Source organism: Microcoleus sp. S13_C3 (genome assembly GCF_036700905.1).
Taxonomy (GTDB): Bacteria; Cyanobacteriota; Cyanobacteriia; order Cyanobacteriales; family Microcoleaceae; genus Microcoleus.
Map to the genome: position 1 here is coordinate 40,879 of NZ_JAUBPT010000012.1, position 25,866 is coordinate 66,744.

Sequence of the window (25,866 nt, forward strand, 5' to 3'; positions counted from 1 at the left end):
AACGTAAACGGCACCTTGTATTTCACTGCCGATGACGGCATCAATGGTAATGAGTTGTGGAAAAGTGATGGGACAGCCGCTGGCACCGTCTTGGTCAAAGACATCAACCCAGGGATAAATAGTTCAAGTATTAGCAACTTCACGAACGTAAACGGTACCTTGTATTTCCAAGCCGATGACGGCATCAATGGTAAAGAGTTGTGGAAAAGTGATGGAACAGCCGTCGGTACTGTCTTGGTCAAAGACTTCTTTTCAGGGGCTAATAGTTCAACCCCTAACAACCTCACGAACGTGAATGGTAACTTGTATTTCACTGCCAATGACGGCATCAATGGTAATGAGTTGTGGAGTCTATCCCCCGCCGTCATCACCCAAGTCTCCTCTACCACCGCTGATGGACTCTACAAAGTCGGCCAAGACATCAACATTACGGTAAAATTTGACGAACCTGTAACCGTTACAGCCATTCCTCAACTGCAACTGAAAACCGGTACAACCAATCAATTCGCTACCTACCTAAGCGGTAGCGCCACTGATACCCTCACCTTTAAATACACAGTCCAAACAGGAGATAATAGTTCTGACCTAGAATACTTGGCCACCAACTCCCTCACCCTCAATAGCGGTACCATTAAAGACAGTGAGGGACTCGATGCTAATTTAACCCTTCCCGTCTTGGGTTCAGCCGAATCCCTTGGGGGGAGTAAAGCCCTTGTCATTGATGCTATAGCCCCCACCATTACCAGTGTCAGCCTACCCGCGAACAAAACCTACATAGTCGGAGAAAACCTGGACTTCACCGTTACCTTCTCCGAAGCCGTCACCATCACTGGCGGTGCAAACTTACCCATTACCCTAGATACTGGGGGCGCTGTCAACGCGACCCTTAATGGTACAGGAGCATCGGCCACCACCCATACCTTCCGTTATACTGTTGCATCTGGCACCTTAGATACCGACGGGATCACAGTTGGCACAGCCTTATCCTTACCCACCGGTGCTACCATTGAAAATGCCAGCAACACCAAAGCTACCTTAACCTTCAGCAGCGGCATCACCACAGGCGTATTAGTTGATGGTGTTGTTCCCGCAGTACCCACCTTCACGACTACCACTGGCACCACTAAAAGTACCACTCCAACTCTGGCGGGGACTGCCGAAGCCAATAGTACCGTGAAAATCTTACAAGGTACAACTGAACTCGGTACTGTCACAGCGGATGCTTCGGGTAAGTGGAGTTTTACACCTTCTACTGCCTTAACTGAAGGTACTTACGCCTTTACAGCCACAGCCACCGATGCCGAAGGTAATACATCTAGTGCTGCGAGTGCAGTCAATCTGACAATAGATGCAACAGTACCCCCAGTACCCACCTTCACGACTACCACTGGCACCACTAAAAGTACCACTCCAACTCTGGCGGGGACTGCCGAAGCCAATAGTACCGTGAAAATCTTGCAAGGCACAACTGAACTTGGTACTGTCACAGCGGATGCTTCGGGTAAGTGGAGTTTTACACCTTCTACTGCCTTAACTGAAGGTACTTACGCCTTTACAGCCACAGCCACCGATGCCGAAGGTAATACATCTAGTGCTGCGAGTGCAGTCAATCTGACAATAGATGCAACAGTACCCCCAGTACCCACCTTCACGACTACCACTGGCACCACTAATAGAGCTAATCCAACTCTGGCGGGGACTGCCGAAGCCAATAGTACCGTGAAAATCTTGCAAGGTACAACTGAACTCGGCACTACGACAGCGGATGCTTCGGGTAAGTGGAGTTTTACCCCTACAAAAACTTTAGCCGATGGCAATTATGCCTTTACTGCCATAGCTACTGACGCAGCAGGTAATATATCTAGTGCTTCGAGTGCAGTTAATCTGATTGTAAATACCGCACCAACAGCCCCACCATCAGTAACGGTAGTACCCTTAGTAACACCAACGGCAACAGTAGAAATTAACACGCCATCAATCAGTCTAATCGATCGTGGAGAACCCACTAATTTTCCCCAAAATCAAGTTGTAGATGACCGATATTTACTGGCAGATGATGATGACCGCAGTATCCCACAATCAGCCTTTGGTCAACCGATATTTGCGTTATCAGGTAATGATAATTTGACCGGAAGTGACGGTAATGACACGATTCATGGTAACAAAGGCGCTGATACCATTGATGGTGGTAATGGTAACGATCAATTATTTGGCGGAAAACATTCCGATCAATTATCTGGTGGCAATGGTGATGACGTATTGAGTGGTAATAATGAGAATGACACTCTCACCGGTGGCGAGGGTAATGACACCATAAATGGTGGCAAGGAAAATGATGTCTTACTTGGTGGCAATGGCGATGATGAGGTATGGGGAGATAAAGGATTTGATGTGCTTACAGGTGGCGCCGGAAAGGATAACTTTGTCTTAGAATTCACTGCTAGTAATGCTAATGAAGCTGATTTTATTACTGACTTTAGTTCTGAAGATAAAATCAAGTTAGTTGGTGTTAATTACAGTCAATTAACTTTTGAGTCAGTGAATGTCATCTTAGATGGAGCAGCGGCTGTAGGTTCAACGGCAATTAAATCGGGGGATAACTATTTAGGAGTGGTTTATAACGTGAATCAATCTGCTCTGAATAGTGGTTCTTTCTTGTAAAATTCGCAGGAATTATGCCAAGAAACCGGGTTTCTCTAAAAGATGTTTGCTTTCTCAACTAGATATCTACCAGGAAACCCGTTTTCTCGCCTCTTAGAAAAATATCATTCATTTCAATAAAATTTAATTGGTGAGGTAAACTAAAATGACCACTTCTGATACAAAAACGGGTCGGTTGGATAACAATGACTTTCTGTTTCCAGCTAGGTATATCGGCGGCTATACCTGGCTTGATGAATATGACTTAAATACAGATGCAATCGGGCAAGGAATCACACTTGCTCTGGATGCTACAGATCAAAGCAAATTTGACACATTCTTAGAAATTATAGATGCCAATACGGGTAAGGTTCTTGCTGATAATGACGATGAGGGTGGTATTAGTACAAACTCATTAATTGCGCCTGGTCAGCCTTCCCAAAGTGGCGATATATTTGACATTTCAACAATTCCTGATTCTTTGACAATTGACGGCACTACCAAGTACAAAGTGCGCGTCTTTAGCGTGGATTCTGTTACCGACCTATTGTCTACTTATCCCTACACTTTACAGGCCACCGTTCCTAATGGTAATGTCAGTTTAGTTCCAAGAGGTAGCAACTTTAGCAGCCCTCTAACGGGCAGTACCGTTGCATTAACTGGTAAATTGGAGGTCAACAAAGACTTTACTTTTCCAGGTATAGGTGGTAACACACTTGCTGATGAATTTCTCGTAAGTACATCACTCGACAACGAACCGCTCAAAATTTCCCTTAGCAGTACAACAATAGGCTTTGACCCTTTCGTAGCAGTCATCAGCCCTAAGAATCCCGAAATTTTTGTCTCAGATAATAACAGCGGCGGCGGTTTGAACTCACAGCTTACTGTTCCGCGCGCAGGTATTGATTACAGAATCCGCGTCAGCAGTAACACTACATTTCCCAATTCCACAGCTTCTGCTGCTGATTACAGTTTACAGGTCAGTGTTGCTCAAGGTAGCGTCACATTAACCCCTCGGAGTGGCGAAACTCTGCAATTAGGGCGCGGTGGTGGAAAAGTACCCGACGCTTCCACATTGCCGGACGGTGTCATACCACCACTAGACCTTATTTTCACGCCTGTAACGATCGCAACACCAACAATTAATGCCCCCGGCTCAGGCAATCCTACAGGGCAATCAGCAAACACTGTTACGGGTCTATTTTACAACCTCTCAGACAGTAATGATGATATTTTGCTGTTCTCACTGCCCTCGACTGCTACTGGTAAACAAATCTTAGCCCTATCTGGCAGCGACAAGATTACTGGCACCAGCGGCGCTGATACGGTTAACGGAATGCAAGGAGCCGATACAATTGACGGAGGCGCGGGTAATGACAGTTTATCCGGCGGTAAAGAGTCAGATTCCCTGGAAGGTGGTGCTGGCAACGACCAAATATTAGGCAACAATGACAACGATACTCTTACCGGAGGAGAAGGCAATGATACTATCCGGGGCGGTAAAGAGAAAGATAGCCTGACTGGTGGTGGTGGCGATGACTTTCTCTATGGCGATCGCCATCAAGATTTTCTCACCGGTGGCGATGGAAACGATACATTTGTCTTAGCTGGGGGACAGATAGCAGCGCTCAGTTTAACAGATGCAGATGTGATTACAGACTTCAAGACTGGGGACAAAATTGGTCTCACCGACGGGAATACATTTGGCGGCCTCTCCTTTGAAAATGTCAGTTTGACTCTGACTGGACAACCTGCTGTCAATTCTATAGCAATTAAAGTTAAAGCCGACTCCAGTTATTTGGGTATCGTTCAAGGGGTAGCGCAAAGCGCTTTGACGGCAAATGCTTTTGTGATTCTGTAGCATGGGCTTTGTCCACTCTATTTGAGTGAAATTAATCGCGATCGCCTTTGAGTTTGAGAGGAGGCGATCGCACTTGTATTCTTCCTGTGCGAGGGGCGATCGCACTCATCACCGTGTGCCAGTTGCGTCCATGACCACGAATTTCAAAGGTGGTACCCGCCACGTGATTTATCCGTGGGATCAATCCAAAATCTAAAATCTAAAATCCTCAAGCCCCCGAATTGATCTCGCGCAAGTCAATCCAAAATCGAAAATCTAAAATCTAAAATCGAATGACTGTCCTCATCTTCCCCATCCCCCCATCTTTTCCATCCCCATCATCCTCTTCTGCTCCTCAGCACCTATACTTAAAATTGGGATCTTACAGTTAATTTTTTTAAACCGAATGTTCAGCATTGACATCATTGTGAAAAATACGCCCGTCTCGCTGTCGGTGCAGCGGAAGTTGGAGGAAGACGCTGAGACTGTTTACCAGCAGGTACTGGCGGCGATTCGCAACTCCCAACCGCAAATTTTGGAACTCACCTGCGAGAAAAATCCTGAGAAAAAGGTGGCTGTACTCAGCAGCGAGATTTCTGGGGTGGTGGTTTCTCAGAAATCGGGGGCGTCATCTACAGGCAGATCCCCTGGTTTTGTCTCGATGACAGCAGAATGAGGGCTGGGGGTGTTGGTGCCGATATGAGCCAGTCAGCCGTTGCTGTGCGGGATTTGGGTTTTTGCTGGCCGTCGGGCGATCGAGTGTTGCAAGGTTGCTCTCTGGATGTACCCAAGGGCGAGTTTTGGATGCTTTTGGGCACTAACGGCAGCGGCAAGTCTACGCTGTTGAGGCTGATGGCTGGGCTGCTGCACCCCCTGTCGGGGGAAATTGACCTGAGTGGACGGGTGGGGTTTGTGTTTCAAAACCCCGATCACCAATTGGTTATGCCGACAGTGGGTGCGGATGTGGCTTTTGGTTTGGTGGAGGAAAAGCTTTCTAACGTTCAGGTGCGGGCGAGGGTGGCGGAGGCTTTGGAGGCTGTGAATTTGCTGGATTTGCAGCGGCGGCCGATTTATGCTTTGAGTGGGGGCCAGAAGCAGCGAATTGCTCTTGCTGGGGCGATCGCCCGTCACTGCGAAATTCTGCTGTTGGATGAACCGACGGCTTTGTTAGATCCTGATTCTCAGTTGGATTTGGTGGCGGCGGTGCAGCGGTTGGTGAAAAATCGGGGGATTACCGCTTTGTGGGTGACTCACCGTTTGGATGAGTTGAATTACTGTGATGGGGCTTTTTTGTTGGAAAAGGGCGAGGTGGTCGATCGGGGAGATCCGGCGCGTTTGAAGCAGCGGTTGATGCAAAGTCAAGATGTTTAGGTGTTAAGCAATTTTTGAATTAAGTCATTCGGCGATTGAAATCGCTTCTACAGAAACGAAGTCTGCCTCCGCAGACTAAGAGGATGGCGGTACGCCAAATCAATCTCGCCATCCTCGATCGCGCAACCAAGCCTCTGCCCAAATTGTATCGGCTTCTGACAGCGGTGGTATGACTTCCCAGTTGCGATAATCTATCTTGAGGTCGTAACTTGCTATGTCATAAATTTGATTGAATAATTCCTGCAAATTTATGACAGGTTCGGTATCGCCCGATCGCAGTGGTAAAGGAAAAGCAGGCAGCGGGTTCTGCACGTTAAAAGCGTACAAATCTGCTCTGGGACGGCGATTTCCCCGACACACCAAAACGCTATAGTGGCTTTCAATGTCATTGCCAATAACTGGCATTCTTTGACCGCGCCGCAATAAATCTATTTCAATTACATGAGTGCGACTGGATAAAATTTCTTCTCGCTTTTCTTCGTACATTTGCCGCCCTTTTCCTGTGCGCTTATTGCTAGGCGAGAGGATTTCAATCAGGGTGATTAGTTCTTGGTTTCCTCTTTCTCTAATTTCTAAATAGCCTTCCCGAACCTGGTATGGCATGGGAATATTTACTGTCAAGGGTTGTGTGGGTGGCGCTGCAACGGCTACGTTTGATGTTATTAATTCGGTTGTAGTTCTTGGCTGAATTACGTTTACATCAGGAATGCCAATTGATAAATTGTCGTCAGCGGTTTCATAGATTCTCACTTCCAATGAGACTAAATACTTAGGACGAAGTTGGGGAGACAAAAATCTGAAAATTTCACTAATTAACAAGTGATGTAGGGCTGGCCAGAGTTCGGGATGCTCTAAATACGGGTCCATACCGGGAAAGGGAGATGGCATTGATTTTACTCCTTGACTCAAGTCTATTTACAGTTTAGCAATGTTGTTTTGGGAAAATTAGGGGCGATCGCACTTCCGGTAAAATAGAATAATTCCTATTTGTGGAAGCGCGATCGCACTTTTCAACGCTTAAACTTCGATTGACAATTGCATCGGAATTGGCACGCTGTTTTCATCCAACACAGACACTGCATTCACGAACACAATTGTATGCGGGACTGCCGGCATTAAGCGGCGCAGTGCGTTCAAGTAAGATTCGGCATCGGGGCGACGGGCGAAGCGGCCGACTGTTAACCGCTGACAGTTGGGGAGGTGGCGAATTAGATGCCAAGGTTGAAGTCGATCGCGATAAGTCGGTTCTTTTGGTATCATAGGAAAATCCTTCCCACTTTTGTGGGTGGTGAATGAAAGGCGATCGCCCTTGATTTATCAGGTCGGAGGGCGATCGCTTGTTTATAGTGTATATTCAACACGAATACTCGAGTGTTGTCAAGAGGGAATGGGACGAATTAGGCTGCGAGTTCGAGAATTTGCTCAAGAGAAGGGTTGGAATCTCACAGAAGTCTCCAAAAGAACAGGTATTCCATATACCACGATCATTACCTATGCGAACTCTCAGGGTATGGCAACTGTAGATTACACAGCTTTGGACAAGATGGCCCGTGCGTTTGATATTGCGATCGAGGATTTAGTGGAAATTCTGGAACAGTAAACTGATTTGTCAGCGGGAAAATGGGGTTAATTCGGTTGCGAGTTCGAGAACTAGCGCAGGAGAAAGGCTGGACGCTGAAAGAAGTTTCCGACAGAACGGGAATTCCCTACAGCACGGTTAAAAAATACGCCCAAGCTCCTAAAATGGCAACGGTGGACTACACGGCTTTGCAGAAACTTGCTGCTGTCTTCGATTTGATGATCGAAGATTTGGTTGAGGTTTTGGAAAATTAAACTGATTTGTCAGCGGGAAGATGGGGTTAATTCGGTTGCGGGTTCGAGAACTAGCCCAAGAGAAGGGTTGGACGTTGAAAGAAGTTTCTGAGCGATCGGGCATTCCTTACAGTACCGTTAGAAGTTATGCCCATTCTCCCAAACTGGCAACTGTAGACTATACAGCTTTAAACAAAATGGCTCGCGTGTTTGATATTGCGATCGAAGATTTAGTGGAGATTTTGGAAGAGTAGGCTGATTTATCGTTGGGAATATGGGACGAATTAGACTGCGAGTTCGAGAACTTGCTCAAGAGAAGGGTTGGACTCTCAGGGAAGTCTCCAACAGAACGGGTATTCCATACACTACGATCGCCACCTATGCCAGTTCTCCAGGCATGGCTACCGTTGACTACACAGCTTTGGACAAGATGGCTCGTGCGTTCGATATTGCGATCGAAGATTTAGTTGAGATTTTGGAACAGTAAACTGATTTGTCAGCGGGAAGATGGGGCTAATACGGTTGCGAGTTCGAGAACTAGCCCAGGAAAAGGGTTGGACGCTGAAAGAAGTCTCTGACAGAACGGGAATTCCCTACAGCACGGTTAAAAAATACGCCCAAGCTCCCAAAATGGCAACCGTGGACTACACGGCTTTGCAGAAACTTGCTGAAGTCTTCGATGTGATGGTGGAAGACTTGGTTGAGGTTTTGGAACGGTAAACTGATTTGTGATTTAGTTTTTGCACTTCTTGCAACAGTCCGTCGGGGGTTGAAACCCCCGCCTCAAAGCTCAAGTCGTCTAAAGACGACTGAAAAGGCGATCGATCTCCGCTTCAATCCTTTTTTTGAAATTTTTAATCAATCCTTTCTTCAGTCCACAAAGCGTGGACTTTCGCTTTGAGGCAGGGGTTTCAACCCCTGCCGGAATCTGGCAACAAATGCAAGATATCAGTTCGATCGCATTAATGCGGATATTGGAATTTTCCGGTTGTAGATTAGAGTCAAGAGTTGTTCATTCTGCCGGAGTTATATTAATGCCAATTAATCGTCTGTCTGACATAGAAGAGAACTTGGAATCGCTGCGAGAGCAATTAGGGGGCAAGGAGAAGGCTCGAGTTTTAGCACGATTAGAAGATAAAACCCTAATTCAACAGCAAATTAGAGAGCTATGTAAGGAGATTCAGGAAGAGGAAGAAAAGTATTGGCAGGTTCTCGCTCAGCAAACGAAAACGGTAGAAATTCCCGAACATGAGGCAGAGATTATTGTTGCCGAGATTGTCGAAGAAGTTGGGCAAATTCAAGTGCAGGGACAGTATTCAGAGGAAGTGCTTAAGATTTTGCAGGAGATTCGGGACAAGCTAAACCAACCGGGAGCAACAGCGGCCGCGAAACTTAAAGGCGTAATCTCAAGCATTCCGCCGTTTGTAGGAATTTCCATAGAGGCAGAATTGGATACAGAGAATTTTTTACAGCAGCATTTCCCAACGTTTCGGAAGTGGTCTAAGGAATTAGCAAAAAAGTCCTAGACCTGGAGCGAAAAACACTCAATCCAGGTTTCACAAGTTTTTACCAACTATACGATATTCCCTCCGAACTAGGTTCAAAAAACTTTGTCGGACGGGATGAAGAGATGCAGCAATTGCACGGATTGTTGCAGGATGGAAGGCGCGTTGCCATTGCCGCTGCGTCGGGAATGGGCGGCATCGGCAAGACAGAATTGGCATGGCAGTATGCAACATTTCACCGCGAGTGCAACACCTATCCAGCCGGGATTTGGTGGGTGTTTGTGCGGGAAATCGATTTAGCGCCGCAGGTGTTGCAGAAAGCGCTGCGAATGGGAATTCAGCCGCCGGATACTCTCGACAATCTGGAGGAACGGTTGCAATTTTGCTACGAAGAGTGGGCAAAACAAACCTCTGGCAATGCTCTGCTGGTATTGGATGATGTCAACGATTACCGCACCGTGGAGCGGTTGCTGCCTAGAAATCCCCGCTTTAAAGTGTTGCTGACAGCGCGACAAATTGTGCCGTCGCCTGTGGGGTGTTTGCCGTTAAAAGTGTTGAAACCAAAGGCGGCGCTAAACTTGCTGTGGCTGACGGCAGAGGATTTGCCGGGAAACGGACTCGGACGGATTGATGCCCAGCTTGAAGATGCTCAAGCGCTTTGTCAGTGGTTGGATTATTTGCCTTTGGGCATCGAACTGGTAGGGCGCCATCTGCGGCGCAAGCGGGCGCTCTCCTTGGCAGAAATGCTGCAACGGTTGCATAGTCAGCGATTGGAGGCGCGGGCATTGCAGGAGGCGGAAGCTGGGATGACGGCTAGGCGCGGAGTGGCGGCTGCCTTTGAGTTGAGTTGGGCGGAGTTGAACCCTCCGGCGCGGACGCTGGGGTGTCTGCTGAGCGTGTTTGCTCAGGCTCCGATTCCTTGGGAGTTGGTAGCCGAGTGTTTGCCGGGTTGGGATGAGGAGGAGTTGGAGGATTGTCAGGATTACGAACTGCTGGAACAGAGTTTGCTGTCGCTGGTGGAGGATGAAACCTCAGATTCGGGTCAATCTGGGCTGGTACAGCCACGCTATCAACTTCATGCTTTGATTCGGGAATTTTTTGCGGTCAAATTGCAGGGGCGCGCCGATGCTGAGGATTTGCGGAGAAGTTTTGCGGTGGCGCTGACAGACGTGGCGGAGACGATTCCGCAGACTGTAATGCTGGAGGTGCAGGAACGGGTGAAGGAGGCGCTGCCCCATTTGGAGGTGGTGGCGGAGCAATGGTCGCATTTACTGGAAGATAGTGCTGATGCTATGTGGTCTTTCACGGGCTTAGCGCGGGTTGCCGAGGAACAGAGTTTGTGGGCAGAAGCGGAGAAATGGTTGAAAGCTTGCCTCCAGATGACAGAGAAACGCTGCGGAGCCGAACATCCCGATACGGCAGATAGTTTGAACAATCTGGCAGCGCTGTACAAGGCAATAGGACGCTACCCGGAGGCGGAACCCTTGTGTATGCGATCGCTCTGGATCTGGGAGCAACAGCTCGGAGTCGACCATCCCCATACGGCAACGAGTTTGAACAATCTGGCAGCGCTGTACGAGTCAATGGGACGCTACCCGGAAGCAGAACCCTTGTATGTGCGATCGCTCTGGATCTGGGAGCAGCAGCTCGGAGTTGACCATCCCCATACGGCTCAGAGTTTGAACAATCTGGCAGGGCTGTACAGGGCAATGGGACGCTATTCGGAGGCGGAACCCTTGTGTGTGCGATCGCTCGCCATCAGAGAACAGCAGCTTGGAGCCTATCATCCCGATACGGCTCAGAGTTTGAACAATCTGGCAGAGCTATACCGTGTAATGGGTTGCTACCTGGAGGCGGAACCCTTGTGTGTGCGATCGCTCGCCATTAGAGAGCAGCAGCTCGGAGCCTATCATCCCGATATCGCAACGAGTTTGAATAATCTGGGATTGCTGTACTATGCAATGGGATGCTACCCGAAGGCGAAACCCTTGTATGAGCGAGCGCTCGCCATTAGGGAGCAGAAGCTTGGAGCTGACCATCCCGATACCGCAACGAGTTTGGAAAATCTGGCAAATTTATACCGTGCAATGGATCGTTACTCGGAGGCGGAACCCTTGTTAGTGCGATCGCTCTCTATCTGTCAGCAGCAGCTCGGAGCCTACCATCCCTATACCGCAACGACTTTGAACAATCTGGCAGGGCTGTACAAGGCAATGGGTCGCTACCCGGAAGCAGAACCCTTGTATGTGCGATCGCTCTCGATCTGGGAGCAGCAACTCGGAGCCGACCATCCTCATACGGCATTGAGTTTGAACAATCTGGCAGGGCTGTACGGTGCAATGGGTCGCTACCAGGAGGCGGAACGGTTTTTTCTGGGAGCATTAGAAATCTTGTTTAACCGATTGGGAGAAGATCATCCCGACACCCAAACCGTTTGGAGCAATTTCATTTATTTTCTCCAGCAGACCATATCAACTGGTCAAGACTCCCAACTTTCCCAGCATCCAGCAACGCAAGCAATGCTTCAGCAACTTCGGGAGACGGAGTAGCTGTTGCTGCTAGAGCGATTGTTTCCAATTTCTCACTCCAATTTTTGGCGCATCGCTTCATCTACAAAACTCCAGTTTCCAGATGGAAAGACAATGATTTGCAGTTCGTCGCCTGCGAAAATGTCAAGTTCGCCACTTTGTGGGTCAAAGCGGAATAGTGGGTTATGGAACCTCTTCTAATTCAGGAATATGTTCAGCTTCATAGTTTTCGACTAAAACACCAATAACGTCCATCATCGAAGCCAGGGGATGACTTTCATCCTCGCCCACTCGATCGATAAGGCTATCCAGTAGTTCAACTAAACGCTCGTATTCCTGTTCGGTGTGAGGGACAAAAACCATTTTAGCAATGGATGACCAAGCACCAATTGTTTGATCTAGATTAAGACTTTGCATCATTCTTTCCACCTTTCTTCATCGTACTCTGAGTGAGTTAATACAGCTCGAATGTAGACTTTGTGCCGATTGTAATGAATAGCAGCAATGAGTCTAACTTTATTCCCTCCAATGTTGAAAACAGTCAATTTCCCTACTCGATCGGCAGATGGAAATATTTCGCGGAGTTCAACGAAGGTCGCAAATTCATTTTGTTTGACGAGTTTGTACCACTGAACCAAGGCATTTGTTGTATCTGGATGAAGTTTAGCAAACTCATTCAGCCGTTTGCGGGTAATCACGTGCATATTAATTTACTCATGCCTCCTCCTCTTTAATTTTTGGCGTTTTACTCAGGATGACATATGGGCTTTGTGTAACATCAATTCAATTTTACCATGAGGATTACAGGTAGATTGCGATTTGTCGTTTGGTGGGGGCGGGTTTTTGAGATTGTCTATCTGTCTCGTAAATGGTTGGTGAACCCGCCCCTACAGGTCGATCGAGGATGTGCGATATCTCAGATTTTACGGTTGATTCCCCTACTTCATCTCATATCCAAACAAATTCGGATCGACTTCTCCCAAATTCAAATCAGCCAAACCATACTCGGCCCAACGCCTTTCTACCATCGCCGCCACATCGGGATCGGACTCCAAAACTTCCCCCCATTCGTGATCTGTTTCCGGCGGCATCTTCGTAGTAGCATCAATCCCCATTCTGCCTCCCAAACCAATCTTTTCACTGGCAAAATCTAACGTATCAAAAGGCGTATTCGGCAGAATAAATACATCCCGAACCGGATCGACTTTAGAACTAATTGCCCAAACTACTTGACGCGGGTCGCGAATGTTGATACTTTTATCGACAACAATCACAAACTTAGTGTAAGTAAACTGCGGTAATGCACTCCAAAATGCTAAAGCAGCCCTGCGCGCTTGACCGGGATATGCTTTATCGATCGAGATAATTGCCGCTTTATAACTCAGGGCTTCCATCGGTAAGAAGAAATCGACAATTTCCGATACTTGCTGCCGCAAAATAGGCGTATAAATACGGTTAAGCGCGATCGCCATCATTGCTTCTTCTTTCGGCGGCCGCCCGCTAAATGTGGTCAGATAAATCGGGTCTTTGCGGTGCGTCATGCAGTGGAACCGCACCAACGGCGAATCTTCCACGCCGCCGTAATAACCCATGTGATCGCCGAAGGGCCCGTCGGGCAGAACTTCCCCCGGTGTAATCGTTCCTTCTAACACAATTTCCGAGTCCGCCGGTACTTCCAAATCTACGGTTTTGCACTTCGCCAATTGCACGCCGGAACCGCCGTAAAGTCCGGCAAATAACCATTCCGATAAATCTACAGGAATTGGGGTTGCTGCGGCGAGAATAATCAGGGGATCGACTCCAAGGGCGATCGCAACTTCCAACTTTTTACCAGCCTGCGCCGCTTTCCGCAAGTGCCGCGCCCCGCCCCGCACCGATAACCAGTGTACAGTCATCGTGTTTTTTGACTGCAACTGCAACCGATAAACCCCCACATTCGGCGTACCCGTTTCGCAATCTTTGGTAATTACCAAACCCAGGGTGATAATTTTGCCCGCATCTCCCGGATAAGGGCGAATCATCGGGATTTTGTTCAAATCCAGCCCTTCTCCTTCAAATACCACTTGCTGACAAGCTGGGAAAAAGTCGCGGCCCGGTTTGGCTTTTACTACGTCAAACAGCACTTTGCCGAATTCTATCGCTTGGGAAATCTTTTTGGGCGGTTTTGGCTGTTGCAGCATTCCCAGTTTTTTGCCGAGCTCTTCTAGTTCGATCGGCTTTTCCATGTTCATCGCCCAGCAAACGCGCTCTTCCGTACCCAACAGGTTGATTGCGACGGGGAATTCGGCCCCTTTGACGTTTTCAAACAGCAATCCAGGGCCGCCTTTTTGCAGCATTTGGTTGGAAATTTCGGCAATTTCGAGGTCGGAATCGACTAAAGCGCTAATCCGGCGCAGTTGTCCCCGTTCTTCGAGTAGTTTTAGGAATCCCCGCAAGTCTCTAGCCATTTTTTTTAAGAATTGTTAACGTTCTTTTGTTATTATGAGCCGATCGACTGCCACAAGTTACTCCTGAACCGCTCAAAAGATACGTATTTAACGAACCGCGAAGACGCCAAGGGCGCGTTCGGCGAAGCCGTTCCCGTTCCCCGCAGGGGTTCGGTGAAGGGTAGGGTAGGAAGAGAAAGAAGAAGATAGGTAATGCCTTGTTGGGTTCGGGAGGAGGCTGCAATAATAGTTACATGAAATGTCCTCGATGTGAATCTGACCAACTTCGTAAAAACGGCCGTCCCAACGGTCATCAGCGGTATCTTTGCAAAGCTTGTCGCAAACAATTTTTAGAGCCGCCCAGTCCGCAGTCTTTAAGTCGCCAATGCACGGAAACACGGTTAAGCGAAGCTATCCCGCATGAAATCGCCCCTGCAACCACCATAGAGTCAGGCGGGATTGGGATTTTGCTGTTAGATGCCGAAAATCTGAAACTTAAGCTTAATACAGAACAATTTTTAGCGGGTTTGTGCGACTATCCCCTGCAAGTTAAAATTGCTTTTGCTAACTGGAAAAATCCGAGTACGGGGAAGTTGGATGCTGAACTTTACGATCGCGGTTACGAACTGATTCACGTTCCGGGCGGTGCGAATAGTGCTGATGGTAAGATGATTGCTTTTGGCGCTGCTATTTTATATCGATATCGGGATGTGCGACAAGTTTTTGTCTGTTCTTCGGATGGTTTGTTAAATCATCTTTGCAATCAGTTGCAAAATCAGGGAGTGACTGTGTTTCGGGTGCGTCGGCAAAATTCGGTTTTGTCTGTAGAAAATTGTCAGAATGGTGAGAGCAAGCACTATTCTTGCGAAAGGGAAGAGGAAATCCCTAGTTTTGAAGAATTGGCTAATCAAGTTGCAGAGTTGTTGAAGGCTGAACACAAATCTATTGATGAGCGAATCGCTCGGTTTTATAGTGTGGCTGAGCTTTTTCAAGAGCGCCGTAATGTTGCGTTCAATTCTACAAATTCCCCAGCAGCAGCACTGGCGGAGTCAGCACAAAACCAACTTCCCCCGGTGCTTGAACCATCTTTGGCGACCGTTGCTGTTCCTCCAAATATTGCGGAGCAAAATTTGCCAGAAATAATACCGGCTGTCAATTCAAAGGCTATTGAGTCGCTGGATGTTTTAAAAAATATACTTGTAGAAATAATTGACTCTGCAAAAAATGAGTTGAAAGAGGATGCTATTCCTGTAACAAGAATTAAGAAAGTTTTTTTTGCTAAATATCACTCTCATGCTGATTTAATTGTAAAAAGCTTTTTGGGTAAAACTTCTAGTTTAATCAAATTTTTGCAGTTGCAATCAGCTACTTTTAAAATAAAATTAATCGGTACAGAACATCAAGTGGGACTCGTTCAAAAACCCTCCGATTCAAAAATTGAATTATCTGCCGCCCTCGAAGCATCGGTAGCAAAAATTGTAATGGCATTAACTGCTGAATCTCCAGGTAGTTACATTCCGATTCCCCAGGTAGCCGGCGAATTTAAAAAGCAATACGGTCAACCAATTACTAAAAAGCTGAAATCGCTGGATTTGGACACCAAATTTGCCGATTTTTTGCAGTCCTGTAAAATATTTAAAGTTAAGAAAAAAGGTAAAATTTATGAAGTGGCGATCGCACAGTCCGCTCCCTGATGTATTTAAGAAATCAGGTTTCCAAGTTTCGGTCGAAAAATTTAATCTATTATTAACCAAAATTTAAGACAAGCTTATTCTTTTATTATTTAATCTATTATTAACCAAAATTTAAAACAAGCTTATTCTTTTAGATCCCTTTCCTTGCAGATTTCAGTCTATCCTAGGTCGTAGATGTGCAAAGTCGGCTATTAAGGGAGAGGAGTATGAATTTTTTCACAGGACGTTGGCGACGTAGTTTTATAGTGACACTAGCAGCAGCAGCATTTTCGCTGACTTTGATTAGTTCTGCTGTAGCTGCTGTAACACTAAATGGTTCGGGAGCAACTTTCCCTAAACCTCTTTACGATCGCTACTTCTCTCAGATGAGAAGTGCAAATCAAATTACTGTAAACTACGAAGGAACTGGCAGCGGTGCTGGCATCAAAGCATTAATTGCAGGCACTGTTGATTTCGCAGGCAGCGACGCGCTGATGACGGCGGCGCAAATAGCCGAAGTAAAGCGCGGCGTCATGGCGGTTCCGACTGCTGGCGGCGCTGTTGCAGTTGTCTACAACTTGCCCGGAGTGACGAATCTGAGGCTAAATAACGAGGCCATGAAAGGCATCTTTGAAGGCAAGATTACTCGCTGGAATGATGCGAAAATAGCCGGAATTTCTGGACAAGCTAAAGGCTTGCCAAATACTGCGATTCGAGTAGCTGTACGCGCAGATAGCAGCGGTACAACCTTTATTTTTTCTAACCACTTGCAGGCGACTGGTAGCAGCATCAAAGCTGCCGCTCAGCCGAGTTGGCCAGGAAGCCCTGTCAGTGGTCAAGGAAACCCCGGCGTAGCTGCTTTGGTGAAGAATACAGCGGGTGCGATCGGCTACGTTCAAGATACTTATGCTCGGCAAAACAATCTCCAAACAGCGTTTATTCAAAATAAAGCTGGTAGGTTTGTAGATCCTAGCTTGGCTGAAGCAGAGAAAGCTTTAGCAGGGGAAACATTTCCCGCAGATTTCCGCTTAGTAGAAGGAAATCCTAACGACGGTTATCCGATTGTTGGTTTGACTTGGCTGTTAATCTACAAACAGTATCCTGCTGCGAAAGCAGAGGCTATTAAAAAGATGGTTAATTGGGTGATGACTACAGGTCAAGGTATCAACAAACAGCTAGAGTTTACTACAATTCCTTCAGCTACAGCTCAAAAGGTGGTTCAAACAGTTAATCAGACTGTGGTTGCTAGAGGTTAATTGGGGCTTTTCAGAGTTAGGGATTTTGAGTTCAATGTATGGCTCAGAACTCATATTTTGTATAGCAATATTCCTGATGTATGAGTGCCAATAAATCTGCGCTTTTCCCGCATTCCGGCAGGGATTTAAATCCCTGCCTCATAGCGAAAGTCCTCGCTATGAGGACTAGGAATAATGACTGATGTAACAAGTTCGGCAGAGATTTAATCTCTACCTTATACCGAAAGTCCTCAAGTCCTCGCGAAGGAGAACTGGTAATAATAGACTATCCATAAAGTGGGTTTTTACCCAGATTTATTTTGGGGAATACCAACAGTCCTCTTGAGAGGACTTTAGCTTTGAGGCGGGGGTTTAAACCCCCGCCGGACTATGGGAATACCAGATCATCCGGCTGCCGGATAGCAGGATAAATGCGTACCCTACAAGCTTGTCTTTCGATCGAATATTTCGCTTTTTACGCAATAACTCGGCTATGACCAATTTTTCCAAAAAACCGAAAATATCAACTCGGAAACCGACAGAAATAAACACAGAAGTAGATTTGACAGATACTGCTGGTGAAGGTCTATGGATGGAGTCAGGATTTACAGTATTTGTATGGGGTTTTGCCCTAGCGACAGCGGGTACGTTGTTTTTGATGAGTGGGGTAATTTTTAAAGATGCTTGGCCTGCTATTAGCCAATTTGGACTCTCTTTCTTGTGGAATCCCAAGTGGGATATCGGTGAGTTGCAGTTTGGGGCTTTGCCGTTTATTTATGGTACTGTAATTAGTTCTGCGATCGGCATAATCATCGCACTTCCTTTAGGGCTGTCAGTAGCTATAGTTACTAGCGAGAACTTCTTACCCGTTTGGGTGCGATCGCCCTTGGGATTCATGGTTGAATTAATCTCGGCCATTCCCAGCGTGATAGTTGGGCTGTGGGGAATCTTTGTTTTGATTCCCTTTTTGTTGCCATTGCAGCAGTCATTGTTCGATAATTTCAGTTGGTTTCCCCTGTTCAGCAGCGAACCTTTAGGCCCGGGAATGCTGCCTGCGGGAATACTGTTATCAATTATGATTTTGCCCACAGTAGCCGCCATCAGCCGCGATGTATTGATGTCAGTTCCAGTAGATTTGCGAAGTGCTTCCATGTCCCTCGGCGCCACCCGCTGGGAAACAATATTCAAGCTGTTATTACCAGCAGCTAGTTCAGGGATTATCGGCGCCACCATATTAGCCTTGGGACGCGCATTAGGCGAAACAATGGCAGTCACAATGGTAATTGGCAACTCGATTCAAATTAACCCATCCCTGCTCGCTCCCAGCTACTCAATTCCTGCTGTTTTGGCAAGTCAATTTCGGGAAGCTGTCGAACCGCTGCACACGGGGGCTTTGATGTATTTAGCTTTAATTTTATTTGTCATCACTTTGTTGGTAAATGCGATCGCAGTATTGTTGGTTCAGCTAATTGGCGCCAAAAAAGCTAAAACTTAACATCATCGAAAGCAATTTGATCGCAAGCCGCGCAGCCAGATTTATCCCCTGCTTCAATCTCAAATCTAACATCTCAAATAACATGGATAAAACACAAAAATTAGACAGTATTCTGGATGCAGAAATCCATAACCCCCTGTCGCTAAGTCGAACTTTTTTCAGTCGGGGAATGACAGTTATCGCTTTCGCTCTGACAGCTCTCGCCCTGCTCCCTTTGTTTGCTATTTTATACAAAATTCTGGGGGAAGGACTCACACATTTGAGCTGGGAAGTGCTAGTGTCTCTACCAGCACCCGTCGGAGTTGAAGACCAGCCCAACGGCTTTGCCAATGCGATTCTCGGCACTGCTTTAATGGTAGGAATTGCGACATTAATCAGCGTACCCATAGGCGTAATGACGGGAATATTTTTGTCGGAGTTTGGTAGAGAAAACAAAGCGATAGCCAATAGTATTCGGTTTATCACCGTCATTCTCAGCAGCGTTCCCTCGATCGTAGTTGGCGTCTTTTCCTACGCCCTAATTGTCGTTACCACCAAAGCATTTTCATCCTTAGCAGGCGGTTTCGCCCTCGCCGTCATCATGCTTCCAGTTGTTGCTCTGACAACAGAACAAGCATTAAAATTAGTGCCTACTTCTTACCGTCTCGCTTCTGCTGGTTTGGGATGCGGACGCTTTCAAACTATGTTTCGCATTATCATACCCTCAGCACTTCCAACTATTACCACAGGTATTTTACTCGCTGCTTCCCGGGCCGCCGGCGAAACCGCACCGTTGATTGTAACGGCGTTGTCGAGTCAATTTTGGCCTCCTTTAGTTGATAAATTGGGCGAGATAATGCAGTCTCCCATAGGTGCAGAAACTATCTCAAAACTCAAAGAAATTCCCGAAACACTGCTGACTCCGACTCCTTCTATGTCGGTATTAATATATAGCTACGCCAGCTCTCCTTACAAGGATCAGAACGAATTGGCGTGGACTGCTGCCTCTGTCCTTTTGGGGATGGTTTTAATTGCTAGCGTCGCATCCCGTACAGTAACTCGGAAACGCTTGCAAAATCGATAATTCAATAAATCCAGTCTATCTCTCAATCAAATATTAACAATATCACCAGGCAAATAATGAAACCTAAAGCTAACTTGAAATCAGAAAACTATACAGATCAATTCCTAGAAGATGCCACCCCGGAAATTGACCCCAATGCACTCCCAGCATTGCGGGTTCAGGACTTGAGTTTTTATTACGGAACTCACAAAGTCTTAGAAAATTTATCGATGAATATCCCTCATCCGCAAATTACGGCGATTATTGGCCCTTCAGGTTGCGGCAAATCTACCTTTCTCAAAGCTCTCAACCGGATTGGTGAATTGGAGGGAAAGGTTAAAATTAAAGGAAGAGTAGAGTTTTTTGGACAGGATATTTACAGCCCGAAAGTAAATATTAATAGTTTGCGCCGCCAAATTGGGATGGTGTTTCAAAGACCAAATCCTTTTCCGCTGAGCATCTACGATAATATTGCTTACGGAGTCAGGATTTTTGGCCGCAAAAGCAAAGCAGAATTAGATGAAATTGTGGAAACTGCCCTCAAAAGTGCGGCGCTTTGGAATGAAGTCAAAGACGATTTGAAGAAATCGGCTCAGGGGATTTCGGGGGGACAGCAGCAGCGACTTTGTATTGCTCGCGCTTTGGCGGTGAAGCCAAAAATTTTGCTGATGGATGAACCTTGTTCTGCTCTTGATCCGATTTCCACGATGAAGATTGAGGAGTTATTTCAGACTCTGCGGCAGCAGTTAACTGTTGTGATTGTGACGCACAATATGCAGCAGGCTGCTCGCGTTTCTGATTACACGGCTTTTTTTAATACTGATGAAAGTCGCATCGGCCGCCTGGTTGAATTTGGGCCGACAAGTAAGATTTTTACTTCTGCGGGCAATTCGAGTACGAGAGATTACATTCAAGGCCGTTTCGGTTAATACCAGGGTCCTTTCCTTTCTCTCAGTCGCTATATTCCGACAGGGGCTTAAGTCCCTGTCTCACAGTTAAAGTCCTCTTCAGAACACTATGAAATAGTAATAGTATTTGAATTATCTCAAATCCGCCCTTCATCGTCCTGTATTCATCTCTCTGTTCTCTTCCTCTGCGTTCTCTGCGTACTCTGCGGTTTAATCATTCTAATGCAAGCGGAATTGATATTAGTGTTGACTCATATGGGGCAACATTCTCAAGAAGTATTGCAGTCCTCCTAGCTGGGGACTTGATTTTTGAGGCGGGGGTTTAGGCCCCGGCCGGAATTATTGCAAATATTGCTAGATGTAACCTACTATCAGTATGGCACTGAACAGAAAACCGCTATATTTATGTCTTCAACACTGCTGAAGCGAGAGTTAGGTATTTTTGGCGCAACTCTCATGGGCCTGGGTTCAATCCTCGGTACTGGGGTATTTGTGAGTATCGGCATTGCTGCGGAAGTTGCGGGGCCGGGAGTGATTTTGGCTGTAGGTATTGCAGCTTTAGTTGCTGTTTGCAATGGGCTTAACAGCGCTCAATTAGCGGCCAATCATCCTGTTAGCGGCGGTACTTATGAATATGGCTACAAATATCTCAATCCTTGGCTGGGTTTCACTGCCGGCTGGATGTTTCTGTTGGCGAAAACGGCTTCTGCTGCTACTGCTGCTTTAGGTTTTGCGGGGTATTTTTTAAATGCAGTTGGTGTAGCCGATCGCACTTACCTGATCCTAACAGCTTTAGTCGCCCTCGCCACCATCACTTTAATTGTATTGACGGGAATTAGGCGATCGAATATTGCCAATACTGCCATAGTCTCAGTTACACTCCTATCCTTAGCGGTTTTTGTTGCTGTCGGTTTGCCAGAGGTAAGGTGGGAAATGGCCACCGTACAGAATAATAGATCGATCGGCTCCATCTTCCAGGCCACCGCCCTGATGTTTGTCGCTTATAGCGGTTACGCCCGCATCACCACAATGAGCGAGGAAGTGCGGAAACCGAGGGAAACCATTCCCAAAGCCATAATTTTCACTTTGGTGCTGACAATGCTGCTTTACGTGGGGGTAGCAGTAGTTGTCGCGGGGGGAGCCGATAAATTGTCGTTACCAGGCGGCACGGCTGCACCTTTGGAAGTCATCGCCCGGAGTTTCCGAATTCCGGGAGTTTCTCAACTGCTAGCCGTCGGTGCAATTACCGCTATGTTGGGAGTCTTACTGAACTTAATTTTAGGGTTGTCGCGCATCTGGCTGGCGATGGGGCGGCGCTTGGATATGCCGAGAGTCTTGGCGCGGCTGAATCCTTCAGGGACAACTCCCTACGTGGCTGTGGTGGTTGTGGAAGTTACGATCGCACTTTTAATCCTCGTCGGCGATGTCAAAACCACTTGGTCATTTAGCGCTTTTAGCGTTTTGATATATTACGCTATCACCAACCTCGCCGCGCTGCAACTTTCCCCCGCCGAAAGGCTTTATCCGCAGTGGTTGGCTTGGGTGGGTTTGGGGAATTGTCTATTTCTGGCTTTTTGGGTGGAGAGGCAAATTTGGCTGACAGGATTGGCATTAATTGTCGCCGGTTTAATTTGGCGGGCGATCGTCCGACTCCCGGCGAGAAACTAGAAGTGTGATAAATTGAAACAGCATCCCGCATTGTAGAGGGCCATGCCCGATCGAACTCCCGAGCTTGCGACTCAAGAATCTCCCGCATTGAGCGCCATCAGTCGCTATATCGCTCAAACCCTCATTACCATTCAGGAACAGCATCCCGAATGGATAGCTGAAAAATACAGGAAAACCCCCTGGGCCAAACCTGATTTTCAGTCAGTTTTGATTGGAAAATTGACAAAAAGTTTCAGCGTAGCCAGCGATACAGATTCCCTGCTGCTGACTGCGAAAAAATACCTACAAATTCTGCTGGTTCCAGAATTCGTTAATTCACCTCAATTCAGCAAATTATCTGCCAAAATTCAGCAGCTAGCCCAATCTCAAACAGCACCAGCTAAATCAGAAAACTCAGTTTCGTCAGAACCTCCAACTCCAACAGCCAATCAACCAGCCCCGCTTCCTAGCGGCATTGCTATCTTGCTGCTAGATGTCGAAAACTTGCAACTCACCATCGAAACCGAAAAATTCCTAGAGGGAATTTGCCACTATCCCATCCAAATCAAAGTTGCCTTTGCCAACTGGCGCAGCATGGGCAAAAAAGATGCCGAATTTCACCAGCGCGGCTATCAACTAATTCACGTCCCCCCAGGCAAAGACAGCGCCGACTTAAAAATGGCTACAGTCGGCGCATCGATTTTCGTACATTATCCCACAGCCAAAGAGATTTTTGTCTGTTCGTCCGATCGCGCCCTCACTCACCTCAGCAACACACTGCAAGCCCACGGACTAACCGTATTTCAAGTCCGCAAACAAATAGATAAAATCATAGTTTTAAACAGCAAAACCGGACAAGTGGAAACCCATTCCCTCGTAACCATACCGGAAATTACACCCCTAGAACAATTAGTTATTCAACTAAAAGAATTAATCAAAAAAGAGCAAAAACGCACCTCAAGTCAGTGGATAAAACTTTCTACTGTTTCAGCTTTATTTAAGGAAAATTACGGTTTAGTCCTCAATCAAGTTGTTGCCCATCATTTACTGGGTACTAAAACCAGGGATATCTTTCTCAAATATCCCACAGATTTTGCCCTCCACAAACCCTCAGAAACTTCTCAAACTTATGTCACTCTTTTTGAAGTCAAGCTGCCGCCCCCACCGCCAATACTTAACCAAGAAAATCTGAATAACCACCAGCCAGCACCTGCGACTTTGACCGATATTAATTCTCTGGAAGACTTGGAAAGAGCTCTTGTCAAAATCGTTGGCGAGTTAACCGGCAACTCTCCTGAAAATTCTGTATTTCTCTCCAATGTAGGCAGCGAATTTCACCGACAATACGGCAAACAAATTACCCAAATAATTAAAGATTTTAATCTGGGTAGAAAATTTACTAAATTTTTGCAATCCTGCGCTTCTCTCCAGCTAAAAAAAGCCGAAAAAGGCTGGCAAGTTTCTCTCAATTAATTAAAAATTAAAACATATCAACATCCCCATTACTAGCAACTTGAGTTATGATACAATCGGGACGTAAAGAAATGTAAAGGGATATGCAGGACAAAGTTGTGGTTGTGGTGGGTGCGACTGGCGGCATCGGTTCAGCAGTGGCCCGCAAACTCGCTGAGGCGGGTGCGAGGCTAGTGCTCGCCGCCAGAGACAGCAGTAAATTAGACGCTTTAGCTAGCGAACTTTCAGCAACAGAGGTACTGTGCGTGCCCACGGATATCACCGATTTGCCTCAAGTCGAGACGCTGATGCAAAAAGCGGCGGGGCATTTTGGACAAATTGATGCCCTCATAAATGCCGCCGGTGCCGGAATTCTCAAGCAGTGGAACAAGTTAGAACCCGCTGATTTAGATGCCATGCTTGACTTGAACTTGAAAGGCAGTTTTTACACGTCTCAAGCAGCGGCGAATGTGATGAAAGAGCGCAAATCCGGTCACATTTGCAATGTCATTGGGATTTTGGGCAAGCATTCGATGGCGATGGGAACGGCTTATTGCGCTTCAAAGTTTGGGGTAGTTGGTTTCAGCAAGTGCATGGCAGATGAGCTGCGACGCTACGGCATTAAGTTTACGCTATTCTATTTTGGCGGGGTGGATTCTCCGTTTTGGGATAATGTGAGTTTGAAGGTAGACAGGTCAAAAATGCTGAGTACCGAAACTGCTGCAAATGCGATTATGTTTGCTCTTTCGGCTGACCCGCAAGCTGTGCCGATGGAGATTAATATTCAGCCGGAAAGTCATTTGTTTTTTTAGCGATGGAGGAGTGATTTGAAGGCCGAAGGCAGCGGAAGCTGAAGGCAAGAAAAATTATGATATTTTTAGGTTTGAGAACTTGTACAGCACTGAATTATGTAGGTGCACGGGCTGGTGCACCTTACCCCTATAAGTAGTGTGTCAATCCATTTTTTTGCCTTAGTCCTATTGGCGAAGGCCTCGCGCCCAAATCCAAGTTATCGCAGACACCGGGTTTCTTTTAATTGCCGACCTATTTCTGCCTTCAGGAAGAGTTAGGGTATTCAATCTTTAGGTTATTATTATGTGGGTACGCAATAAAAAGTATGAAAAATATCCATTACTCAGTCCCTCCCTTGCAGTTTTCCCTTGAAAATCAGCAGATTTTCCATTTTTCAGTTTCCATTGTCAATTATTGATTATGGAGTTCGATCGCATTCAATTTTACGTTGAAAACGCTAAAATATCCCGCGACTGGTTTGTGAGCCAGTTAGGCTTTCAATCAATAGCAGGTTATGCCAATAGCCACACTCACACTGAAGTTGTCAGCAGTGGCAATGTATGTTTTGTTTTATCTTCGCCCCTGACACCCGCTAGTCCCGCTGCTAGTTGGTTGAAGTTTCATCCTCCAGGGATTGCCGATGTGGGTTTTCGGGTAAAAAATATTGAATTAGCGGTAGCTAGAGCGGCTGCTGAAGGCGCTAAAATCCTGGAACCGATTCAAGAAGACCTAAACGCAGGAGGCTATTTTAAGCGGGCAAAAATCGCGGGCTGGGGAGATTTAAGCCACACGCTCGTGGAGCGAATTGGTAGCCATTCACTGCTATCGGCTTCGGATAAGCAGCCGTTGTTTACCCGGATTGACCACGTAGTGTTAAATGTTGAATCTGGGGACTTGTCAAGTGCTGTTAGTTGGTATCAAAAAATATTAGGTTTTCAAGCGCAGCAAAATTTTGACATTCAGACGGAGAAATCCGCTTTGCGGAGCCAAGTTATGGTGCACGCTGATGGTGGGGTGCAATTCCCGATTAATGAACCGGCATCAGCTAATTCTCAAATTCAAGAGTTTTTGAGCGCAAATCGGGGGCCGGGAATCCAGCACATGGCTTTGCAAACTAATAATATTGTGGGGGTTGTTGCCGATTTGCGATCGTGCGGTTTGCCTTTTCTGCCGGTTCCTCCCACATACTACTCCGAATTGCAGCAGCGGCAAAACTATTTGCCCGCCGATTGGCAATCAATTGCAGCTTCTGAAGTTTTGGCAGATTGGCAAGAAGATACTCCCGCAGCGATGCTGCTGCAAATCTTTACCCAGCCAATTTTTGCAGAACCGACTTTCTTTTTCGAGATTATTGAGCGCCGAGTTAGTTTAGTTAACGGCAAAAAGGTGCAAGCTGGAGGTTTTGGGGCGGGGAATTTTCGAGCTTTGTTTGAGGCCATTGAACGCGAACAAATGAAGAGGGGAAGTTTGATAGATGATTGATAAAGCTTCCACTTTTTT

The 25,866-nt window shown here is 46.7% G+C and carries 26 protein-coding genes and 2 pseudogenes; 21 read left to right on the forward strand and 7 right to left on the reverse strand.

Going from position 1 to position 25,866, the window contains the following annotated elements:
- Window positions 1–2,661, forward strand: a 2,661-nt coding sequence (locus tag QUA16_RS05580) for an ELWxxDGT repeat protein (protein WP_333181046.1), incomplete at its 5' end; no start/stop codon positions are given.
- Between the two features lie 145 nt (window positions 2,662–2,806).
- Window positions 2,807–4,501, forward strand: a complete 1,695-nt coding sequence (locus QUA16_RS05585) for a calcium-binding protein (RefSeq protein WP_333102242.1) — start codon at window positions 2,807–2,809, stop codon at window positions 4,499–4,501.
- A gap of 31 nt (window positions 4,502–4,532) precedes the next feature.
- On the opposite strand, the gene QUA16_RS05590 is transcribed toward QUA16_RS05585, so the two are convergent.
- A complete protein-coding gene (locus QUA16_RS05590; RefSeq protein ID WP_333102243.1) occupies window positions 4,533–4,664 on the reverse strand; it encodes a hypothetical protein in 132 nt (43 codons plus the stop codon).
- A gap of 222 nt (window positions 4,665–4,886) precedes the next feature.
- On the opposite strand from QUA16_RS05590, the gene QUA16_RS05595 reads away from it, so the two are divergent.
- Window positions 4,887–5,156, forward strand: a complete 270-nt coding sequence (locus QUA16_RS05595) for a hypothetical protein (protein ID WP_190663726.1) — start codon at window positions 4,887–4,889, stop codon at window positions 5,154–5,156.
- Window positions 5,153–5,851, forward strand: a complete 699-nt coding sequence (locus QUA16_RS05600; protein WP_333102244.1) for an ABC transporter ATP-binding protein — start codon at window positions 5,153–5,155, stop codon at window positions 5,849–5,851. The genes QUA16_RS05595 and QUA16_RS05600 overlap by 4 nt, the downstream gene beginning before the upstream one ends.
- A 99-nt stretch (window positions 5,852–5,950) precedes the next feature.
- On the opposite strand, the gene QUA16_RS05605 is transcribed toward QUA16_RS05600, so the two are convergent.
- Complete coding sequence (locus tag QUA16_RS05605; RefSeq protein ID WP_333102246.1) at window positions 5,951–6,739, reverse strand: DUF4058 family protein; 789 nt, start codon at window positions 6,737–6,739, stop codon at window positions 5,951–5,953.
- 129 nt (window positions 6,740–6,868) lie between these two features.
- On the reverse strand, window positions 6,869–7,111 hold the full coding sequence (locus tag QUA16_RS05610) for a hypothetical protein (RefSeq protein ID WP_333102247.1): 243 nt from the start codon (window positions 7,109–7,111) through the stop codon (window positions 6,869–6,871).
- A gap of 127 nt (window positions 7,112–7,238) precedes the next feature.
- Here QUA16_RS05610 and QUA16_RS05615 point away from each other — a divergent pair, with 127 nt between their 5' ends.
- From QUA16_RS05615 to QUA16_RS05645, 7 genes are all read left to right on the forward strand, one after another.
- On the forward strand, window positions 7,239–7,451 hold the full coding sequence (locus tag QUA16_RS05615; protein ID WP_193974922.1) for a helix-turn-helix domain-containing protein: 213 nt from the start codon (window positions 7,239–7,241) through the stop codon (window positions 7,449–7,451).
- A 20-nt stretch (window positions 7,452–7,471) separates the two neighbouring features.
- Window positions 7,472–7,684, forward strand: a complete 213-nt coding sequence (locus QUA16_RS05620; RefSeq protein ID WP_333102248.1) for a helix-turn-helix transcriptional regulator — start codon at window positions 7,472–7,474, stop codon at window positions 7,682–7,684.
- 20 nt (window positions 7,685–7,704) lie between these two features.
- A complete protein-coding gene (locus QUA16_RS05625) occupies window positions 7,705–7,917 on the forward strand; it encodes a helix-turn-helix domain-containing protein (RefSeq protein WP_333102249.1) in 213 nt (70 codons plus the stop codon).
- Between the two features lie 20 nt (window positions 7,918–7,937).
- Window positions 7,938–8,150, forward strand: a complete 213-nt coding sequence (locus QUA16_RS05630; RefSeq protein WP_172192515.1) for a helix-turn-helix domain-containing protein — start codon at window positions 7,938–7,940, stop codon at window positions 8,148–8,150.
- Between the two features lie 20 nt (window positions 8,151–8,170).
- Window positions 8,171–8,383 (forward strand): helix-turn-helix domain-containing protein, encoded by a 213-nt coding sequence (locus QUA16_RS05635; RefSeq protein ID WP_333102250.1) that lies wholly within the window; start codon window positions 8,171–8,173, stop codon window positions 8,381–8,383.
- 314 nt (window positions 8,384–8,697) lie between these two features.
- Window positions 8,698–9,189: a hypothetical protein gene (locus tag QUA16_RS05640; protein WP_333102252.1), complete on the forward strand. Its 492-nt coding sequence runs from the start codon at window positions 8,698–8,700 to the stop codon at window positions 9,187–9,189.
- Window positions 9,190–9,293: 104 nt separating this feature from the next.
- Window positions 9,294–11,717, forward strand: coding sequence for a tetratricopeptide repeat protein (locus QUA16_RS05645; protein WP_333102253.1), 2,424 nt, complete (start codon window positions 9,294–9,296; stop codon window positions 11,715–11,717).
- Window positions 11,718–11,749: 32 nt separating this feature from the next.
- Here QUA16_RS05645 and QUA16_RS36860 read toward each other — a convergent pair.
- The 4 genes and pseudogenes from QUA16_RS36860 to QUA16_RS05660 form a co-directional block, all read right to left on the reverse strand.
- A pseudogene (locus QUA16_RS36860) lies at window positions 11,750–11,863 on the reverse strand (hypothetical protein); the annotation flags it as partial.
- A gap of 16 nt (window positions 11,864–11,879) precedes the next feature.
- The gene (locus QUA16_RS05650; RefSeq protein WP_333102254.1) at window positions 11,880–12,116 is read right to left on the reverse strand and encodes a hypothetical protein; all 237 of its coding nucleotides are present in this window, start codon (window positions 12,114–12,116) and stop codon (window positions 11,880–11,882) included.
- Window positions 12,113–12,400 carry a type II toxin-antitoxin system HigB family toxin gene (locus QUA16_RS05655; protein WP_333102255.1) on the reverse strand — a complete coding sequence of 96 codons (288 nt, stop codon included), beginning with the start codon at window positions 12,398–12,400 and terminating at the stop codon, window positions 12,113–12,115. Before QUA16_RS05655 ends, QUA16_RS05650 begins: the two co-directional genes overlap by 4 nt.
- A 234-nt stretch (window positions 12,401–12,634) precedes the next feature.
- On the reverse strand, window positions 12,635–14,143 hold the full coding sequence (locus QUA16_RS05660) for a UbiD family decarboxylase (RefSeq protein WP_333102256.1): 1,509 nt from the start codon (window positions 14,141–14,143) through the stop codon (window positions 12,635–12,637).
- 239 nt (window positions 14,144–14,382) lie between these two features.
- On the opposite strand from QUA16_RS05660, the pseudogene QUA16_RS05665 reads away from it, so the two are divergent.
- The 10 genes and pseudogenes from QUA16_RS05665 to hppD form a co-directional block, all read left to right on the forward strand.
- Window positions 14,383–14,478 (forward strand): annotated as a pseudogene (locus tag QUA16_RS05665) (IS1/IS1595 family N-terminal zinc-binding domain-containing protein); the annotation flags it as partial.
- 69 nt (window positions 14,479–14,547) lie between these two features.
- On the forward strand, window positions 14,548–15,816 hold the full coding sequence (locus tag QUA16_RS05670; RefSeq protein ID WP_445305406.1) for an NYN domain-containing protein: 1,269 nt from the start codon (window positions 14,548–14,550) through the stop codon (window positions 15,814–15,816).
- 206 nt (window positions 15,817–16,022) lie between these two features.
- Window positions 16,023–17,051: a phosphate ABC transporter substrate-binding protein PstS gene (gene pstS / locus QUA16_RS05675; protein ID WP_333102257.1), complete on the forward strand. Its 1,029-nt coding sequence runs from the start codon at window positions 16,023–16,025 to the stop codon at window positions 17,049–17,051.
- A gap of 472 nt (window positions 17,052–17,523) precedes the next feature.
- The gene (pstC, locus tag QUA16_RS05680; RefSeq protein WP_333102258.1) at window positions 17,524–18,525 is read left to right on the forward strand and encodes a phosphate ABC transporter permease subunit PstC; all 1,002 of its coding nucleotides are present in this window, start codon (window positions 17,524–17,526) and stop codon (window positions 18,523–18,525) included.
- Window positions 18,526–18,607: 82 nt separating this feature from the next.
- Window positions 18,608–19,588, forward strand: a complete 981-nt coding sequence (gene pstA, locus QUA16_RS05685; protein ID WP_333102259.1) for a phosphate ABC transporter permease PstA — start codon at window positions 18,608–18,610, stop codon at window positions 19,586–19,588.
- Between the two features lie 56 nt (window positions 19,589–19,644).
- Complete coding sequence (gene pstB, locus QUA16_RS05690) at window positions 19,645–20,496, forward strand: phosphate ABC transporter ATP-binding protein PstB (RefSeq protein WP_333102260.1); 852 nt, start codon at window positions 19,645–19,647, stop codon at window positions 20,494–20,496.
- A 384-nt stretch (window positions 20,497–20,880) separates the two neighbouring features.
- Complete coding sequence (locus tag QUA16_RS05695) at window positions 20,881–22,143, forward strand: APC family permease (protein ID WP_333102261.1); 1,263 nt, start codon at window positions 20,881–20,883, stop codon at window positions 22,141–22,143.
- Between the two features lie 42 nt (window positions 22,144–22,185).
- The gene (locus QUA16_RS05700; RefSeq protein ID WP_333102263.1) at window positions 22,186–23,595 is read left to right on the forward strand and encodes an NYN domain-containing protein; all 1,410 of its coding nucleotides are present in this window, start codon (window positions 22,186–22,188) and stop codon (window positions 23,593–23,595) included.
- Window positions 23,596–23,678: 83 nt separating this feature from the next.
- Window positions 23,679–24,386 (forward strand): SDR family oxidoreductase, encoded by a 708-nt coding sequence (locus tag QUA16_RS05705; RefSeq protein WP_333102264.1) that lies wholly within the window; start codon window positions 23,679–23,681, stop codon window positions 24,384–24,386.
- 400 nt (window positions 24,387–24,786) lie between these two features.
- The gene (gene hppD, locus QUA16_RS05710; protein WP_333102265.1) at window positions 24,787–25,848 is read left to right on the forward strand and encodes a 4-hydroxyphenylpyruvate dioxygenase; all 1,062 of its coding nucleotides are present in this window, start codon (window positions 24,787–24,789) and stop codon (window positions 25,846–25,848) included.
- Window positions 25,849–25,866: the final 18 nt, after the last annotated feature.

Excerpts from the sequence above, each read along its gene's own strand:
- QUA16_RS05635 (WP_333102250.1), top strand. The coding sequence starts at position 8,171 with ATGGGGCTAATACGGTTGCGAGTTCGAGAACTAGCCCAGGAAAAGGGT.
- QUA16_RS05585 (WP_333102242.1), top strand. The coding sequence starts at position 2,807 with ATGACCACTTCTGATACAAAAACGGGTCGGTTGGATAACAATGACTTT.
- pstC (WP_333102258.1), top strand. The coding sequence starts at position 17,524 with ATGACCAATTTTTCCAAAAAACCGAAAATATCAACTCGGAAACCGACA.
- pstA (WP_333102259.1), top strand. The coding sequence starts at position 18,608 with ATGGATAAAACACAAAAATTAGACAGTATTCTGGATGCAGAAATCCAT.
- QUA16_RS05600 (WP_333102244.1), top strand. The coding sequence starts at position 5,153 with ATGAGGGCTGGGGGTGTTGGTGCCGATATGAGCCAGTCAGCCGTTGCT.
- pstS (WP_333102257.1), top strand. The coding sequence starts at position 16,023 with ATGAATTTTTTCACAGGACGTTGGCGACGTAGTTTTATAGTGACACTA.
- QUA16_RS05615 (WP_193974922.1), top strand. The coding sequence starts at position 7,239 with ATGGGACGAATTAGGCTGCGAGTTCGAGAATTTGCTCAAGAGAAGGGT.
- QUA16_RS05625 (WP_333102249.1), top strand. The coding sequence starts at position 7,705 with ATGGGGTTAATTCGGTTGCGGGTTCGAGAACTAGCCCAAGAGAAGGGT.
- QUA16_RS05645 (WP_333102253.1), top strand. The coding sequence starts at position 9,294 with ATGCAGCAATTGCACGGATTGTTGCAGGATGGAAGGCGCGTTGCCATT.
- QUA16_RS05700 (WP_333102263.1), top strand. The coding sequence starts at position 22,186 with ATGCCCGATCGAACTCCCGAGCTTGCGACTCAAGAATCTCCCGCATTG.
- pstB (WP_333102260.1), top strand. The coding sequence starts at position 19,645 with ATGAAACCTAAAGCTAACTTGAAATCAGAAAACTATACAGATCAATTC.
- QUA16_RS05695 (WP_333102261.1), top strand. The coding sequence starts at position 20,881 with ATGTCTTCAACACTGCTGAAGCGAGAGTTAGGTATTTTTGGCGCAACT.
- QUA16_RS05650 (WP_333102254.1), bottom strand. The coding sequence starts at position 12,116 with ATGATGCAAAGTCTTAATCTAGATCAAACAATTGGTGCTTGGTCATCC.
- hppD (WP_333102265.1), top strand. The coding sequence starts at position 24,787 with ATGGAGTTCGATCGCATTCAATTTTACGTTGAAAACGCTAAAATATCC.
- QUA16_RS05660 (WP_333102256.1), bottom strand. The coding sequence starts at position 14,143 with ATGGCTAGAGACTTGCGGGGATTCCTAAAACTACTCGAAGAACGGGGA.
- QUA16_RS05595 (WP_190663726.1), top strand. The coding sequence starts at position 4,887 with ATGTTCAGCATTGACATCATTGTGAAAAATACGCCCGTCTCGCTGTCG.
- QUA16_RS05655 (WP_333102255.1), bottom strand. The coding sequence starts at position 12,400 with ATGCACGTGATTACCCGCAAACGGCTGAATGAGTTTGCTAAACTTCAT.
- QUA16_RS05610 (WP_333102247.1), bottom strand. The coding sequence starts at position 7,111 with ATGATACCAAAAGAACCGACTTATCGCGATCGACTTCAACCTTGGCAT.
- QUA16_RS05630 (WP_172192515.1), top strand. The coding sequence starts at position 7,938 with ATGGGACGAATTAGACTGCGAGTTCGAGAACTTGCTCAAGAGAAGGGT.
- QUA16_RS05620 (WP_333102248.1), top strand. The coding sequence starts at position 7,472 with ATGGGGTTAATTCGGTTGCGAGTTCGAGAACTAGCGCAGGAGAAAGGC.
- QUA16_RS05640 (WP_333102252.1), top strand. The coding sequence starts at position 8,698 with ATGCCAATTAATCGTCTGTCTGACATAGAAGAGAACTTGGAATCGCTG.
- QUA16_RS05705 (WP_333102264.1), top strand. The coding sequence starts at position 23,679 with ATGCAGGACAAAGTTGTGGTTGTGGTGGGTGCGACTGGCGGCATCGGT.
- QUA16_RS05605 (WP_333102246.1), bottom strand. The coding sequence starts at position 6,739 with ATGCCATCTCCCTTTCCCGGTATGGACCCGTATTTAGAGCATCCCGAA.